The sequence below is a fragment of the Acinetobacter sp. YH12129 genome (assembly GCF_013418685.1).
Classification (GTDB): Bacteria; Pseudomonadota; Gammaproteobacteria; order Pseudomonadales; family Moraxellaceae; genus Acinetobacter; species Acinetobacter amyesii.
In genome coordinates this window covers 14,626-29,903 of sequence record NZ_VPBP01000035.1, presented here as the reverse complement: position 1 = coordinate 29,903, position 15,278 = coordinate 14,626, and the positions used below count along the sequence as shown (strand labels likewise).

The window sequence follows — 15,278 nt, the reverse complement described above, 5'->3', positions numbered from 1 at the left end:
GGAAGCAGATGAAATATTATTGGCGAGATTTTCAAGTCATGACAGCTGATAAAATAGAGCAATGGGTGGAGAAAGTATCAAACCAATTCGGAAAAGAATACATGTTTACTTTTTAATGACAACTTACTATTGTAAAAGAGCATACTAAAATCGATAATTGTCATTATATTGATGTTGGTTCCTCTTTTACCAAGAAGCTGTGTATTGTCAAAATCAAATAAACGAGCGATGTAGTAGGGGAGTTTGGTAGTGAAAAAAGTTTGATTGATTAAAAAAACAACACTTGAATCATGTATCCTAGTTTGTATCCTATAATTTCTTAAATGAATTTAGTGTAATAAAAACAATAGGGTAGGGAGATGTTTTGATGTGGATATACCTACCAAATTCAAAAAGCAGAATCAGAATGATTCTGCTTTTTTTATCTGAAATTATTAGGGTCTGTTGACACTTACTGTTCATAATTAACCCTATAAAGGTAGCCATAAAAATATACAGGCTAAGGCAACAGAACTTTGATAATTTCTTTTGAGCTTGTCATATCGAGTAGCTATTCCTCTAAACTCCTTTAATCTGCAAAACATATTTTCAACTAAATGCCTGATTTTATATAAATACCAGTCCATATGGTCATTGTTCGATTTGCTATTCGTTTTCCTTGGTATATTCGCTTTGGTGCTTGTTTTCCTGATCTGTTCACGCAGTGGTTCTGAATCATAGCCTTTATCTGCGCATACGACTTATGTCTCTTTTAAATCTAATGTTGATATTAAATCAGGTGCAACTTTAACATCATGTGTGGTTCCATCGGTAATCATGAAATCAATAGGATTGCCATGTGCATCAACAATCAAATGTATTTTTGAGGAGTTTCCTCCTACACTTTTAGAAATAGATTGATTCGATATGCCGGCAGAATGTTGATGAGCACGTACATGAGAGCCATCAATAAAAATCCACTCCATATCGGGGCATGAGGCTAGTAATTTGAATAATCTAAGTAACTTACCGCTGCTTGACCAACGATTAAAACGTTTGAAAATAGAGTTTGAATGACCAAAACAAGAAGGAATATCTCGCCACGGACAGCCTGTTCTAATTCTATAGAGAATAGCTTCAATAAAATTGCGTAAATTTGAGTTGTGGTGAATGGATAAATTACGCAGAATAACTTTCAACTTTTGCCAGTGTTGATCTGTCAGCATGGTACGAGGCATAGCGAATAGTAAAATTGGGTTTGGCGATTTGATTTTACTACTTCGCTATTTTTTTAAGCTAAAAGTGTCAACACACCCTAATTAAAGTGTTATTAAGACTATAGTTAAATCAAATCTACTTATATGTAAGGTGTTCTTCGCAATCGTTTTCAATCGTATTTGGCTTGAATAGATTCATATGGATTGAGTCGTAAAATCATCATGAGATGGAATTGGGTGTAAATGCATCTATGTGCAAATACATCAATTTGGATATTGGTTGATTAAGTGATTAAGCCAAACTTCTTTGGCTCATATTTCTGCATTTATGACTATATAGCAGTGCTTTATAAAATGTGTGCTATAGCGGATTGGTTAAAACAAAAAAGCCGCATTCTATGCGGCTTTTAATTGAGCAAATAAATTATGTAGCTTCAGCTTCTAAAATTTCGAAGTCATGAGTAATTTCTACACCACCGTCCATCAGCATTTTGCTCGCAGAACAGTATTTTTCAGCAGAAAGTTCAACCGCTTTTGCAACTTGCTTTTCCTTCACGCCATGACCAGTGACTACAAAGTGCAAATGAATTTTAGTGAATACAGCAGGAATAGTGTCGGCACGTTCTGCATTTAATTCACAACGAACATTGGTAATGTCTTGGCGTGCTTTCTTTAAAATCGTCACAATATCGAAAGATGCACAACCACCAAGTCCTGTTAAAATCAGTTCCATTGGGCGCGGACCACGGTTTTCACCGCCATATTCTTGTGATCCATCCATCATAACAGTGTGACCACTTTGAGTTTTTGCTTTAAAAGCAACATTCTCTAGCCAATGAACACTAGTTTGCATTGCAAGTCCCTAAAAAAAGCTATAAATTTACGCAGTACCTGTACACTAACATAAATTGAGTTGATAAGGAATTTCAACTCTTACGTGTGACAAGTTCACTTTAGGTCTTGTGCGATCTATAAATTATCCATATTCGGAAACTGTTAGCATGACTTCAAACTTTTCACAACTTAGCACAGATGCGCTATCTCCGGGGCAGTTACCTGAGTCGGTGAAGGCATTATTAAAACGTGCATATATCAATCGTTACCCAAAACGTACAACAATCGTTGATGCGGGCTCAGAATCTAAATCTTTGTATTTAATTCTTAAGGGTTCAGTATCTATCATTTTACGCGAAGATGATGAGCGTGAAATTGTGGTTGCGTACTTAAATGCGGGTGACTTTTTTGGGGAAATGGGTCTATTCGAAGCAAATGCACAGCGTACTGCAGAAGTGCGTACGCGTGATGTATGTGAAATTGCTGAGATTACCTATGAAAACTTTCATGAATTAAGCAAACAATACCCAGACTTAAGTTATGCGGTATTTGCACAGCTTGTACGTCGTCTTAAAAATACGACACGGAAAGTCACTGACCTTGCGTTTATTGACGTGTCAGGTCGTATTGCACGTTGCTTAATTGATTTATCTTCACAACCAGAAGCAATGATTTTGCCGAATGGTCGTCAGATTCGTATTACTCGTCAAGAGATTGGTCGTATTGTGGGTTGTTCCCGTGAAATGGTTGGTCGTGTTCTAAAAACACTTGAAGAGCAAGGCATGATTGAAACTGATGGTAAAGCGATTCTAATTTTTGATGCATCGCTTGAAGAGAAAAGCCAATTGGCTTCAGATGATTTCGACGACGAAGAATAATCAGTCTTCCGAATCTAAAAAAGCAAACTCAGGGGTTTGCTTTTTTTATGTCTATTCATTTCTCACTATTATAGCGGAAGCAACCTTTCGCACATTTTTTGACAAATAAACAGAAAATTATGATTTAAACAAAGCCGATATCTTAGGTAAGCTACTTCGTAACTTATATATTGATATTTAAAATAAAGAGGGAATTTGCGGCATGCAATTTAAACCATTGGCCCATACTGGCATTTTAGTTCCAGAAATTTGTTTAGGCACTATGACGTTTGGTGAACAAAACACCCAAGCAGAAGCTTTCGAGCAACTGGATTATGCTTTAGAGCGTGGTCTTAACTTTTGGGATACTGCAGAAATGTATCCTGTCCCACCGAAACCTGAAACCCAAGGTTCAACTGAAACTATTATTGGTAACTGGATTGCAGCTCGCGGTGGACGTGATAAATTAATCTTAGCTTCAAAAATTGCAGGGCCGTCACAAGGCGGTAGTCATATTCGTGACGGGCAAACTAAATTTATTGCTTCGGAAATTGAGTCTGCACTGGATCATTCTCTTCAGCGCTTACAAACAGATTATCTTGACTTATACCAGTTGCATTGGCCGCAACGTCCAATCAACTTTTTCGGTAAATTGGGTTATGGCAATGCCGAAGCAAACAGTACGCAAACTATTACCAATTTAGAAGAAACATTAGTTGCTTTAAGTCATGAGGTTAAAAAAGGTCGAATTCGCTCAATTGGACTATCTAATGAAACGCCATGGGGAACGTTAAAATTCCTACAACTTGCAGAAAAGCATGGTTTAGAAAAAATTGTCAGTGTGCAAAATCCATATAGTTTGTTGAATCGTACTTATGAAATCGGTTTATCTGAAATTGCACATTACGAAGGCGTGGGCTTATTGGCATATTCACCTTTAGCATTTGGTTATCTAACAGGTAAATTCCGTCATGGTGCACGTCCTGCCAATGCTCGAGTGACACTATTTTCACGCTTTAGCCGCTATTCAAATGCGGAGAGTGAATGGGCAACAGAACAATATGCACAATTGGCTGAACAGCATGGTTTAACGTTGACACAGTTAGCACTAGCATTTATTAAGCAGCAATTTTTTGTCACCAGTACAATTATTGGTGCGACAAATCTAGATCAGTTGAAAGAAAATATTGATGCTTTTGAGGTGAATTTATCAGAAGACATTTTAAAAGGGATTGAAGATATTCATCGCCAGCAGCCAAATCCTGCACCTTAAGCTGAAATTTTCAGTGGATTATGTAAAAGCCTGCATGTAAATGTGGGCTTTTTTGACATTTACGTGATTTAAGCTAGTGGAAAATCATTGAATTTTATTCTCAGAAAGTCAGTTGAGTTGACAAGAAAATTGTTTAAAAAAACATATGCATTTAAACAACATAATAAAGTACTAAATTCTTCAATAAATGACTTGAAAACTATTCTATTTATACCAATATTATAATTAAGATTTATCTTTATCTTAAAATTAACTCATTGAAAAATATTTAAAAAATGTATTTGAAATTTTAAATATGACTCCCATATATGCTTCAAGTACAGAATTTGTTGTGAGGAATAACAAGAATGCGATTCGAAAAATTTACAAACCGTTTGCAGCAAGCATTATCCGATGCCCAATCTTTAGCAATGGGGAAAGACCATACAGCCATTGAAGGAATCCATATTCTTTCGACATTGCTTGAAGAGCCGTCGAACCAAAGCTTGTTACAACAGGCAGGTGCTAATCTTCCTGAGTTAAAAACCAAGCTTCAGCAAGCCCTACAGGATACCGCCACCATTGCTACGCCGACAGGGGACATCAACCTAAATCCTGAAGCAGTCAAGGCGCTGAATTTAGCTGACAGTTTTGCTCAAAAAGCTGGAGATGAGTTTCTTTCTACAGATTGGGTGATTCTAGGTTTAGCTGAAACGGGTAAAACCAAAACCTTATTAAATAGTGTAGGCGTAACGACAGATAAATTACGTAGTGCAATTGAACAAATACGAGGCGGTGAACAAGTCATGAGTAATAACCACGAAGATCAACGTGATTCACTCAACAAATATACCTTAGACCTCAATGCACGTGCATTAGAAGGTAAGCTAGATCCGGTCATTGGTCGTGACGAAGAGATTCGCCGTACCATTCAGGTTTTATCACGCCGTAGTAAAAACAACCCCGTACTGATTGGTGAGCCGGGTGTGGGTAAAACTGCAATCGTTGAGGGCTTAGCACAGCGTATCGTCAATGGCGAAGTTCCTGAAAGTCTGAAAGGTAAACGTGTACTTTCACTCGACCTTGGTTCATTGCTTGCAGGTGCAAAATACCGCGGTGAATTTGAAGAACGTCTTAAAGCAGTTCTAAAAGATTTGGCCAAATATGATGGCGAGATCATTCTCTTCATTGACGAATTACATACGCTTGTTGGCGCAGGTAAAGGTGATGGTGCAATGGATGCAGGGAATATGCTTAAACCTGCGTTGGCACGTGGCGAACTTCGCTGTGTAGGTGCAACCACCTTAGATGAGTACCGTCAATATATCGAAAAGGATGCGGCATTAGAACGCCGTTTCCAAAAAGTGATTGTTGATGAACCGAGCGTGGAAGACACCATTGCGATTTTACGTGGTCTAAAAGACAAATATGCAACCCATCATGGTGTGCAAATTTTAGACTCTGCAATTATTGCTGCGGCAAAAATGTCGCATCGTTACATCACAGACCGTCAGTTGCCAGATAAAGCCATTGATTTGATTGATGAAGCAGCATCACGAATCAAAATGGAAATTGACTCAAAACCTGAGCCACTTGACCGTTTAGATCGCCGTTTAATTCAGTTAAAAATGCAACTTGAAGCGGTGAAAAAAGATGCAGATTCAGTCTCAAAAGCTGAAGTTGAGCATTTGGAGAAACAAATTGCTGAAGTTCAAAAAGAATATAGCGATTTGGAAGAAGTGTGGATTGCGGAAAAACGTCTGGTTGACGGAACGAATCAAGCTCAAATTGAGTTAGATAAAGCACGTACTGCCTTTGAAAAAGCACAACGTGAAGGTGATTTAGCAGAAGCGAGCCGTTTGCAATATGGAGTCATTCCTGAGTTGCAAAAACGCTTGAATGAAGAAGAAATTGCGGAGGTGAATGAAGAGCCGAAACTGATTCGTACCAAAGTCACTGAAAATGAAATCGCTGAAGTGGTAAGTGCAGCTACAGGTATTCCTGTTGCAAAAATGCTACAAGGTGAACGTGAAAAACTCTTACACATGGAAGAGTTCTTACATAACCGTGTAGTCGGTCAAGATGAAGCGGTCGTAGCAGTATCAAATGCGGTGCGTCGTTCTCGTGCAGGATTATCCGATCCAAACCGCCCAAGTGGTTCATTCTTATTCCTTGGGCCAACAGGTGTAGGTAAAACTGAGTTAACCAAAGCTCTAGGTAACTTCTTATTTGACAGTGATGATGCGATTATTCGTATCGACATGTCAGAGTTTATGGAAAAGCATTCGGTGAGCCGTTTAGTGGGTGCTCCTCCGGGCTATGTGGGCTATGAAGAAGGCGGTGTATTAACTGAGGCTGTACGTCGTAAACCTTATAGTGTGGTGTTGTTTGATGAGGTTGAAAAAGCCCATCCAGACGTCTTTAACATCTTGCTTCAAGTGTTAGATGATGGTCGATTAACTGACTCACAAGGTCGTGTGATTGATTTCAAAAACACCGTAATCGTGATGACCTCGAACTTAGGTTCAACCGATGTTCGTGAATTAGGTGAAAACCCGTCGAAAGACGAAGTTCGTGCTGTGGTGATGGCTGCTGTCTCGGAACATTTCCGTCCAGAATTTGTGAACCGTATTGATGAGTTGGTGGTTTTCCACTCTTTACAAAAAGCGCAAATTCGTGGCATTGCGGATATTCAGTTGGATCGCTTACGTTCTCGTTTGGCAGATAAAGACATGAGTCTGGCGGTTGAAGATAGTGCCTTTGAATTACTTATCGATGCTGGTTTTGACCCTGTATATGGTGCACGTCCTCTAAAACGTGCCATCCAACAACAAGTTGAAAATACACTGGCACAGAAAATCTTGTCAGGCGCGTTCCAACCGGGCGATACGATTGTTGTTCAAGCGGAAGGAGATCACCTAAGTTTTGACAAGATGAAACTCAATTAAAAGGTACAAATTAGCCACGTTCAGTTGTAAAAACAGAAACCCGGTTTAGGCCGGGTTTTTTTATTTTACGCTTTTCGTGATTTTCGTTTAAATACGTAAAGTTGATTGCATTTCATCATTTTCACCCACTAATATGACGCCCGCACGCATCCAACGAGATGGCTGTGTTCTGTAAAACAAAAACAATATCGCGCGTTCATCAAGAATGAATGGCAACAGGAAATTATGATTATGATGGAATTTAAACTGCTTAGGCAGATCAAAAAAGAACCTTATAGTTTATATAAACATACTGGTGACATCACTGTTCGAGAACTCAAACGCATGTATGGTATTTATCAAAAGTATTATGCCAATACCCGTTATGAAATTTTTGAACGCGACTTCTTAGAAAAAACCGGTGTTTTTTTTATTATTGAACCGAAAAATAATCAAATTGTCGGATTTTCGACGGTTATGGAACGTGACTTTGTTGTTGATGGTAAAGCCCGACATGCTTTTTTCAGTGGAGATACCATTATTGAGAAAGAGTATTGGGGAAATCGTGCATTAACTAGAGCAATGTTCCGTTATATTATTAGTTTTAAATTTCGTCATCCAAGAACACCTATATATTGGATTTTAATCTCTAAAGGCTTTAAAACTTATCTGCTCTTAGCCAATAACTACTACAGCTACTATCCACATTATGGTGAGAAAAATGCCCATCTCAAAGACTTTGTCGAATCGTACTGTAAAGAATATTACTCAGAATACTATAACCATGAAACAGGTCTTCTGAATTTTGGCGAAGACTACCAGCCACTCAAAGCAGATGTTGCGCCAATCACCCATGAGATGCGCGAAAACAATACCAAGATTGCTTTTTTTGAAGATAAGAACCCAACGTGGGTCGATGGAACTGAACTACCGTGCATTGGTGAATTACGTTGGAGCGATTTATACCGTTATGTAAATCGATTCTTAACCAAGACCACCAGTGTGAGTAAACATGACAGCAAGTTACGTTATAAGTCACGTACATTGCATATTGCGACAGGTTCAGACTCGAAGGTGGCCTAATGGGATTGCTTCTCACTACAGCACATCAAGTTTTGAATATTGCCTGCCGTAAAGCATTTCAACGCTATACACAGCAGGCAAATCAGCTGGAAAATGTGCAACGTAAAAAATTAAGCTATTTTTTAAAGAAGCACATTTCACAAAATTTAAGCTATGAGCAATTTGCCAAAAAATATCCGCTATCGCGTTATAGCAATTGGAAAAGCCAAATTGAACAATCCAGACAAAGTGGCAAAAATTGTTTGGGGCCTGAAAAAATTGTCCGTTTTCAACCCACCAGTGGGTCGAGTGAAGCAATTAAATTCATTCCCTATACTCAGGCTTTTTTAGATGAATTGGATGAAGCTATTGGGTTATGGCTCACCAATTTATACCGAACTCATCCACAACTGAAGAATTCAACGCATTATTGGTCGGTTTCATGGTTGCCTGAAAGCCAGCGAAAGCTTTTAGAAAATAGTAATTTGAATGATGATAGTGCGCTCCTTAATCTGTCGAAGCGAGTGTTGAGTAAAATTACCCAGTCGGTACCGACTGAAATTGCGATGGCGAATTCAGCCGAAGATGCCATGTTTGCAACCGCGGTGTATCTCGTTGCAGATAAGCATTTAGGCATGATTTCGGTATGGAGTCCTACATTTGCTTTGCAATTGTTGGATATCATTCAAGAACATCAAGCTGAAATTGTGCAGGTCTTAAAAACTGGACAATGGCAACGTGAGGGATTGAGTTTTCTGCAAGTTCCTAAATCTTGTCAACAATGCTATCGCTTACAAGACTTGGATTTGACCCAAGCATCGGCGTGGAAAAAACTGTGGCCTAAACTCAGTCTGGTTTCGAGTTGGGATACAGCGAGCGCAGAGCAATGGGCAGTACAGCTACAGCAACGAATTGCAGGGGTGGCATTTGAGGGTAAAGGTTTATGGGCAACTGAAGGCGTAGTGACGATTCCATTTGCAGAGTGTTTTACCTTAAGTTATCAGTCACATTTTTATGAATTTATTTTGCAAGACAGCCAAAAAGTGGTGCCATCATGGCAACTGAAAATAGGTGATATTGTTAGTCCTGTGATCACGACAGGTTCAGGATTAATTCGTTATGTGATTGATGATGAATTAGAAGTCACCGACTTTTATCAGCAAGTGCCATGTTTTAAATTTTTAGGTCGAAAAATGACGGTTGATTTGGTCGGAGAAAAGCTCGACCACAATGCTGCAGTTAAAGTCCTTGCAGAGTTTAAACAAGCGGATTATTTGCCGATTAGTATCTTGGGTATCGAACAATGTTCGGTTAAAAAACCGCACTATATTTTACTCAGTGAAGGCAATGTAGACAAACAACCATCCGCTCAAGCACTAGACCGTTTGCTTAAACATAATTTTCATTATGAATTGGCACGAGATCTAGGGCAGTTGGATGAACCTGAAGTGGTACATGTACAAGATGCTTGGGACTACTACAAAACACTAGCCATGAACAATGGCATGATTGAAGGGAATATTAAGCCTGAACCACTTAAAAAAATGAAAACAAAAATAATTGAGTATTAATATGGATATCGATGTGTTAGATGCACCGTTCGACGAAACGGTGCTATATCATTCAAAGAACGAGACTAAGTTTGCGGTTCGAAACGCGACGGTAGAAGATGATGTGCAACTAATGAAAATTAGTGCAGAGACTATGCCAAGCAATGGCATCACATTATCTTATGCGCGTCACCCCAGTTATTTTGATGCCAGCCACGCACAGTATAATCGTCCAGATTTAAAAGTGGTTGTCCCTGTGGAAGATCCATCTATCGTGATTGCGATGATGAATTTGGGATGGCGTTATTGTTATATCAATGGTCAGCCTGACCTGATGCGTTATGTCGCCGATTTAAGAATGAATCCAGCGTATCGTGGTGCTAAAGTCATGCGCTTATTGATGGACTATCTCCATGATGAAATACCACAAGACACGATTTTTGAAAGTGTGGTTTTAAACGACAATATTGTCGCTGCCAGTATTTTACATCATGAAAGATCTGGATTTCCGCTGCCATATTTTTATGATGAAATTCGAACCTTTACCGTTTCACAGGCAGTGAAACCAAAAACTTTCAATCAATATCAATTTAAAACCCTGACTGCTGAACGTGTAGATGAAGCGAATGATTTCATTTTAAAAATGAAAGACCATTATAATTTTTTACCTAGCTATGATTTTAATGCTTTGGTAGATGGTCAAAATCCATTTTGGGCATGCTTAAATCTAGATGACTTCTATTTGATTTACGATCAGCACAATCAGTTGGTTGGACTTTATGGCTTATGGAATCAAAAAAGTTTTAAACAAACTCGAGTGATCGATTATTCAAGGTCATTAAAGTTGATGAAACCTTTTTATAATGCCTATGCCAGTGTGCGTGGTGTTTTATCACTGCCAAAAATTCATGGAACCTTTGATTATTTAATGCTGCATAGTCCACTATGTCATCCTGAACATCTGGACGTATTTGCAAGTTTGATTTTTCATGCAAAACAGCAGACAAAGCAACGTGGTAAAGAAACCTATTGTATTACTTTGGCAGAGAAGGACCCACGTATTGAGTGGATGAAAAATACGACCTCACATGTGTTAAAAGCCAAGCACTATTTTCATAGTTTTAAAGCCAATCCATACGCTGCTTTTGATCGTAAACGTATTAGTTATTTTGAAGTTGGGCGTATATAGAGGAAGTGATAACGATCAAAAAATCAATTAAAACTGCCAAATCAATCATTTAAAATCATTCTAATTGTGTACTTATGTAACTGAGTTCTTCAGTATACTGCGCAAAGAATAATCAGAATGAGAAAGACATGTCGAAGTTGATGTGGGGAATTGGCAGTTTAGCGGTGCTTTCAGCAGCAGTGGTGGGAGGGAATTTATATGCAGATAAATCTCTTGCCCAATTTTATACACAGAATAATTGGTCCGCAGCTGTACAAGATGTTGATGTAAAGTACAGCAATTATCAAATGGGCTTGATGGGTGGAACAGTCGATTGGGTATTAACCCTGAAAACAGACCCGTGTAAACCGAAAGAAGTGATCGTGTTGAAGGGTACAGATCAGATTCAACGTGGGTTGAAAGGCTATAATATCAACTCGAATTTTAAGATTGTTCAACAACAAAGTACGTCCGAATATGCCAAGCTTTTTGGCACGGACTTAACGGCAAAAACGTTGGTCAATTGGATTGGTCAAAGTAAAACAGATTTACAGATTCCTGCATTTAAAACGACTGCACAAGGTGCAACAGTACAAGCTGATGCAAGCCAATTGCAAATTCGGATCAGTAGTTTACCGGGGCAAGTCACTAAGGTATCTGAGCTTTCAATCCATTTACCTGTGGTTCGGTTGAGTGAAGGTCCAATGCAAACCATGGTGCAAAATTTTTCGATGAAGACCAATCAAGGTCTAAATCAGAAAAATCTTGAAAATGGCTTTGTTGAAATCCAAGCGGGTTCTATCAAACGTTTAGATCAAAAGTTCTCAGGCGGCATGCGTGGTATGCAACTGCGTTGGGAGACCGAACTAAATAAACATGATGTGGACTTTGAAGGCTACTTAAAAGCTGATGAGATGGATTTCCCAGGTTCACCAGTCACCAAAGATTTCGCACTAAATTTGGCATTACATAAAGTCAATCTAGATAAAGTTCGTGCATTTAGTGAACTTTTGCATCAGGTGGAAAATTCATGCGATGCAGTGAGTGAATCAAGTGAAGAAATGACTCAAGCTTTCTTAGCTATCGCAAGCCAAGGTTTTGATTTTGAGTCTAAAGATAACTCGATCAGTATTGGTGGAGGTAAAGCCTCTGCAAATGTCGTGGGGAAAGTCATGCCGGGTCACCATGCCTCAATGGAGTCTTTTATTAAAATGGTGCCGAGCTTACTGGATTTTCAAGCAGACTTAAGTTTTGATAAAAATATGATGACTGCAATCATGAATAACTTTTTGCAATTACAGGGCAAAAGTTTGTCAGGACAGGAAGCTGAAGCCATGTTTGCTGGTTTTGAAACATCCGGGCAAGGCAAGCGCGATGGCGATAACATGGTCATGAGTATGCAATATAAGTTCGGTCAAAAGCTTTTTGGTCAAGCCATACAAAAGAAATAAGCAACCAGTAGTGAGTAGTTAAGTTTAAAAAATATAAAACCGTCATAGATTGGCGGTTTTGTATTTTTGGCTACAGAATTATGATTTTCAGTTTATCGGAACACAGCGGCCTAGCCATTGTTGAACAGTTGAAAAGTTGCTAGCGTCAATGGGCAACTAGCCAATGAAAACAACAATAGGAAAGACACCATGTCACACGATTATTTTTTTAGACGGAAACTTGTTCATTCATCCATGCCTAAATGTTCTTGGGTAAAACACAGTCTTATTAGTAGCATTTTTCTGATCGCTGTTCAGTCTACAGTTTTGGCGGGTACTTCAATTTCAGATCAACGTTTGTCGAATGAAACGCAAGGTAAAAAACAATTTAGTTAAGAAACCTTAGATATTATTGAGAGTGAAGCAGCTAAACCCAAAGAAGAGCAGCAGAACAATTCAAATCATAAATCTAATCGTAATAATAAGATCATTCAGGAGGCCCAGCTTGAAGGTTCAACTATGAGTGATTATTTGCTTCAAAAGAAAAGGGCAGCGGATCAGGTCGGGTTAATACAATCTCCAGAAGTAGCACCGATTAACCGTATCGTGCTGCAAGAGCGACACGAAAATATTCGAGTAACGTATCCAGATGGCGTCGTGGTTGAAATGAAGCACTGACGTGCTTCATTTCATAGATCAGGAATTTCTAAAGTTAAACCTTAGATTTGTGGATGGGTAATTTTCCATGCACGGTGAATTTTGGTATTACGTTTAAAGTCTAGGCCAATGGTTTCATTGCTGATTTCTTCAACGTCAAACATTGCCATGATTACATCATCCATCTCAAAACCACGGTAGTTGTTTGAGAAGTAAAGCGTACCGTCAGTGGTTAAACGGTTCATGGCACGTTTAAGCAAAGACATATGGTCGCGTTGGACATCAAACGTACCATAGAACTTTTTAGAGTTTGAGAAGGTTGGTGGGTCAATAAAGATCAGGTCATATTGCTCGTGACCTTCTTTTAACCATTCAAAACAGTCGCTAGAGAAGAACTGATGTTGTTCATCTGCATGATCTACAGTCAAACCATTCAGTACAAAGTTCTCTTTAGACCAGTTTAGGTAGGTATTTGACAAATCGACACTGGTCGTACTTGCTGCACCGCCAAGTGCTGCATGTAAGCTCGCTGTAGAGGTATAGCTGTATAAGTTCAGGAAGTGTTTACCTTTGGCTTCTTTGGCAATCCGTAGACGCATTTGACGATGGTCAAGGAACAGACCTGTATCGAGGTAGTCTGTTAGGTTCACCAAAATCTTTGCTTTGCCTTCTTGAACGATAAAACGTTTAGACGCAGTACTTTGTTTGGTGTACTGATTTTTACCTTCTTGGCGGGCACGTGTTTTAATGAAAATCGCATCACGACCTAAGCCTGTCACTGCACGAATCGCTTGCAGTGCTAAGTTAAAGCGTTTTTTGGCTTTCTCAGGGTCAATTTTTTTCGGTGGTGCGTATTCTTGTACGTGTAAACGATCACCATATAAATCTACTGCGACATTAAAGTCTGGTAAATCGGCATCATATAAACGTAGACAGAAAATATTTTCTTTAACTGCCCATTTTTTAAGATTCTGCATGTTTTTTTGCAGACGGTTAGTAAAGTCTTCTGCACCTTCAATTCTTTCAAATTGTTGAGGTTCCCAATGCTCGAGGAAAGGCTTTTGAACTGCCGCAGGTTTGACTGTACCAAAACGGACGTAAATTGGCAGCTTACCATTCATCAAACGTAAAATTTGTGGATCATTAAAGGCAAGGACATCGGCCTGTTCAACTTGTGCTGCAATAATCGCAGCAGGCTGATTCGGGAAGTTCTTTTGTAATAGTGCCGATAAACCTAAATACAGTGCGCGGTTAGAGGCTTTATCACCTAAACGCTCGCCGTATGGCGGGTTAGTGACAACAAAGCTTTTCTTACCTGTTGCTTGGAAATCTGGCCAGTCTGCAAGTGTACGTTCTTCAATTTTAATTTGATCAAGTACAGATTCGAAACCTGCCGCGATAATATTTTGTTTAGTCGCTTTTACCGCTTCCCAGTCGGCATCAAATGCATAGAATTGTGGGAGAGGGTTTTCAAGTGCAGCTTTATGACGTTCAGCAGCTTCGCCTTTGATCGACATCCAAAGTTCATGGTCATGACCATTCCAACCATTAAAACCAAAACGACGAACAAGGCCTGGCGCGCGGTCAGTCAAAATCATTAAAGATTCAATGATAAATGTCCCTGAACCACACATTGGGTCCAAGATAATATCGGGTTGATGCTGTTTAAGTTTTGCTTTCTGTAAGATGGCAGCCGCTAAGTTTTCTTTAATCGGTGCATCTGTCATGTAGCGACGGTAGCCGCGTTTATGCAGAGAGTCACCTGATAAATCTAAGCAATAAGTATGTTCAGTTTTGCCAGCTAATACATACAATGTAATTTCAGGTTGCTTAATGTCAATGCTAGGACGTTTGCCCACAGCTTCCATAAAGGAATCGACCACACCATCTTTGACACGTAAAGTAGCGAACTGAGAATTGACTTTAATGTCACGTTCGATGTGTAAACGAACAGCAAATGTACTTTGTGGTGCAAAAATAAGTGACCAGTCAAAGTTTATTGCACCTTCATAGAGCTCTTCCGCTACATCACGTGCATCATGCGTGAACTCTAATTCATGTGTATGAATCGGGGTGAGTACACGAGAAGCCAAACGTGACCACATGCAAATACGGTATGCATCTTCAAGTGTGCCTTTGAATACAAGACGACCCGGGAATTGTTCAATATTTTGAACACCTAAACCTTCAATTTCCTCGCGGAGTAAGGTTTCCAGTCCATCTGCACAGGTAACCCAATATGTAGAAAGACGCGGTTTCGAATTCATGTAAATTTCCAAAGGCAAAAAAGCAATCGCATATTTTAACGTATTTTCGTGGATTTGGGCGGACGATATTGCGCTGAA

11 protein-coding genes and 3 pseudogenes are annotated in these 15,278 nt (G+C 39.2%); 11 read left to right on the top strand and 3 right to left on the bottom strand.

Going from position 1 to position 15,278, the window contains the following annotated elements:
- Positions 1-116 (top strand): annotated as a pseudogene (locus FTU65_RS14120) (transposase); the annotation flags it as partial.
- A 9-nt stretch (positions 117-125) separates the two neighbouring features.
- Positions 126-221 (top strand): annotated as a pseudogene (locus FTU65_RS16395) (serine/threonine-protein phosphatase 2); the annotation flags it as partial.
- A gap of 249 nt (positions 222-470) precedes the next feature.
- On the opposite strand, the pseudogene FTU65_RS14115 reads toward FTU65_RS16395, so the two are convergent.
- Together FTU65_RS14115 and FTU65_RS14110 are read right to left on the bottom strand one after the other, a co-directional pair.
- Positions 471-1,217: pseudogene (locus FTU65_RS14115) on the bottom strand (IS5 family transposase).
- Between the two features lie 403 nt (positions 1,218-1,620).
- The gene (locus FTU65_RS14110) at positions 1,621-2,049 is read right to left on the bottom strand and encodes an OsmC family protein (RefSeq protein ID WP_180066952.1); all 429 of its coding nucleotides are present in this window, start codon (positions 2,047-2,049) and stop codon (positions 1,621-1,623) included.
- Between the two features lie 148 nt (positions 2,050-2,197).
- Between FTU65_RS14110 and crp the strand changes: the two genes are divergently transcribed.
- The 9 genes from crp (at position 2,198) to FTU65_RS14065 (ending at position 12,954) form a co-directional block, all read left to right on the top strand.
- Positions 2,198-2,908 (top strand): cAMP-activated global transcriptional regulator CRP, encoded by a 711-nt coding sequence (crp, locus tag FTU65_RS14105; RefSeq protein ID WP_078188629.1) that lies wholly within the window; start codon positions 2,198-2,200, stop codon positions 2,906-2,908.
- 202 nt (positions 2,909-3,110) lie between these two features.
- Entirely contained in the window at positions 3,111-4,160 is a 1,050-nt protein-coding gene (locus FTU65_RS14100) for an NADP(H)-dependent aldo-keto reductase (protein ID WP_180066950.1), read from the top strand.
- A 347-nt stretch (positions 4,161-4,507) separates the two neighbouring features.
- Positions 4,508-7,087 carry an ATP-dependent chaperone ClpB gene (clpB, locus tag FTU65_RS14095; RefSeq protein WP_168377776.1) on the top strand — a complete coding sequence of 860 codons (2,580 nt, stop codon included), beginning with the start codon at positions 4,508-4,510 and terminating at the stop codon, positions 7,085-7,087.
- 231 nt (positions 7,088-7,318) lie between these two features.
- Entirely contained in the window at positions 7,319-8,149 is an 831-nt protein-coding gene (locus tag FTU65_RS14090) for a hypothetical protein (protein ID WP_180066948.1), read from the top strand.
- The gene (locus tag FTU65_RS14085) at positions 8,149-9,699 is read left to right on the top strand and encodes a GH3 auxin-responsive promoter family protein (RefSeq protein ID WP_180066947.1); all 1,551 of its coding nucleotides are present in this window, start codon (positions 8,149-8,151) and stop codon (positions 9,697-9,699) included. Before FTU65_RS14090 ends, FTU65_RS14085 begins: the two co-directional genes overlap by 1 nt.
- 1 nt (position 9,700) lies before the next feature.
- Positions 9,701-10,867 (top strand): GNAT family N-acetyltransferase, encoded by a 1,167-nt coding sequence (locus tag FTU65_RS14080; RefSeq protein ID WP_180065483.1) that lies wholly within the window; start codon positions 9,701-9,703, stop codon positions 10,865-10,867.
- Between the two features lie 128 nt (positions 10,868-10,995).
- On the top strand, positions 10,996-12,297 hold the full coding sequence (locus tag FTU65_RS14075; RefSeq protein ID WP_180063520.1) for a DUF945 family protein: 1,302 nt from the start codon (positions 10,996-10,998) through the stop codon (positions 12,295-12,297).
- Between the two features lie 189 nt (positions 12,298-12,486).
- A complete protein-coding gene (locus FTU65_RS14070; protein ID WP_180065485.1) occupies positions 12,487-12,672 on the top strand; it encodes a hypothetical protein in 186 nt (61 codons plus the stop codon).
- A gap of 123 nt (positions 12,673-12,795) precedes the next feature.
- Positions 12,796-12,954: a hypothetical protein gene (locus FTU65_RS14065; RefSeq protein ID WP_162689727.1), complete on the top strand. Its 159-nt coding sequence runs from the start codon at positions 12,796-12,798 to the stop codon at positions 12,952-12,954.
- A 41-nt stretch (positions 12,955-12,995) separates the two neighbouring features.
- On the opposite strand, the gene rlmKL is transcribed toward FTU65_RS14065, so the two are convergent.
- The gene (gene rlmKL, locus FTU65_RS14060; RefSeq protein ID WP_168377770.1) at positions 12,996-15,200 is read right to left on the bottom strand and encodes a bifunctional 23S rRNA (guanine(2069)-N(7))-methyltransferase RlmK/23S rRNA (guanine(2445)-N(2))-methyltransferase RlmL; all 2,205 of its coding nucleotides are present in this window, start codon (positions 15,198-15,200) and stop codon (positions 12,996-12,998) included.
- Between the last annotated feature and the right edge of the window lie 78 nt (positions 15,201-15,278).

Coding starts and splice junctions, on each gene's coding strand:
- FTU65_RS14080 (WP_180065483.1), top strand. CDS start 9,701: ATGGATATCGATGTGTTAGATGCACCGTTCGACGAAACGGTGCTATAT.
- FTU65_RS14090 (WP_180066948.1), top strand. CDS start 7,319: ATGATGGAATTTAAACTGCTTAGGCAGATCAAAAAAGAACCTTATAGT.
- FTU65_RS14075 (WP_180063520.1), top strand. CDS start 10,996: ATGTCGAAGTTGATGTGGGGAATTGGCAGTTTAGCGGTGCTTTCAGCA.
- FTU65_RS14100 (WP_180066950.1), top strand. CDS start 3,111: ATGCAATTTAAACCATTGGCCCATACTGGCATTTTAGTTCCAGAAATT.
- clpB (WP_168377776.1), top strand. CDS start 4,508: ATGCGATTCGAAAAATTTACAAACCGTTTGCAGCAAGCATTATCCGAT.
- FTU65_RS14110 (WP_180066952.1), bottom strand. CDS start 2,049: ATGCAAACTAGTGTTCATTGGCTAGAGAATGTTGCTTTTAAAGCAAAA.
- rlmKL (WP_168377770.1), bottom strand. CDS start 15,200: ATGAATTCGAAACCGCGTCTTTCTACATATTGGGTTACCTGTGCAGAT.
- FTU65_RS14085 (WP_180066947.1), top strand. CDS start 8,149: ATGGGATTGCTTCTCACTACAGCACATCAAGTTTTGAATATTGCCTGC.
- crp (WP_078188629.1), top strand. CDS start 2,198: ATGACTTCAAACTTTTCACAACTTAGCACAGATGCGCTATCTCCGGGG.
- FTU65_RS14065 (WP_162689727.1), top strand. CDS start 12,796: ATGAGTGATTATTTGCTTCAAAAGAAAAGGGCAGCGGATCAGGTCGGG.
- FTU65_RS14070 (WP_180065485.1), top strand. CDS start 12,487: ATGTCACACGATTATTTTTTTAGACGGAAACTTGTTCATTCATCCATG.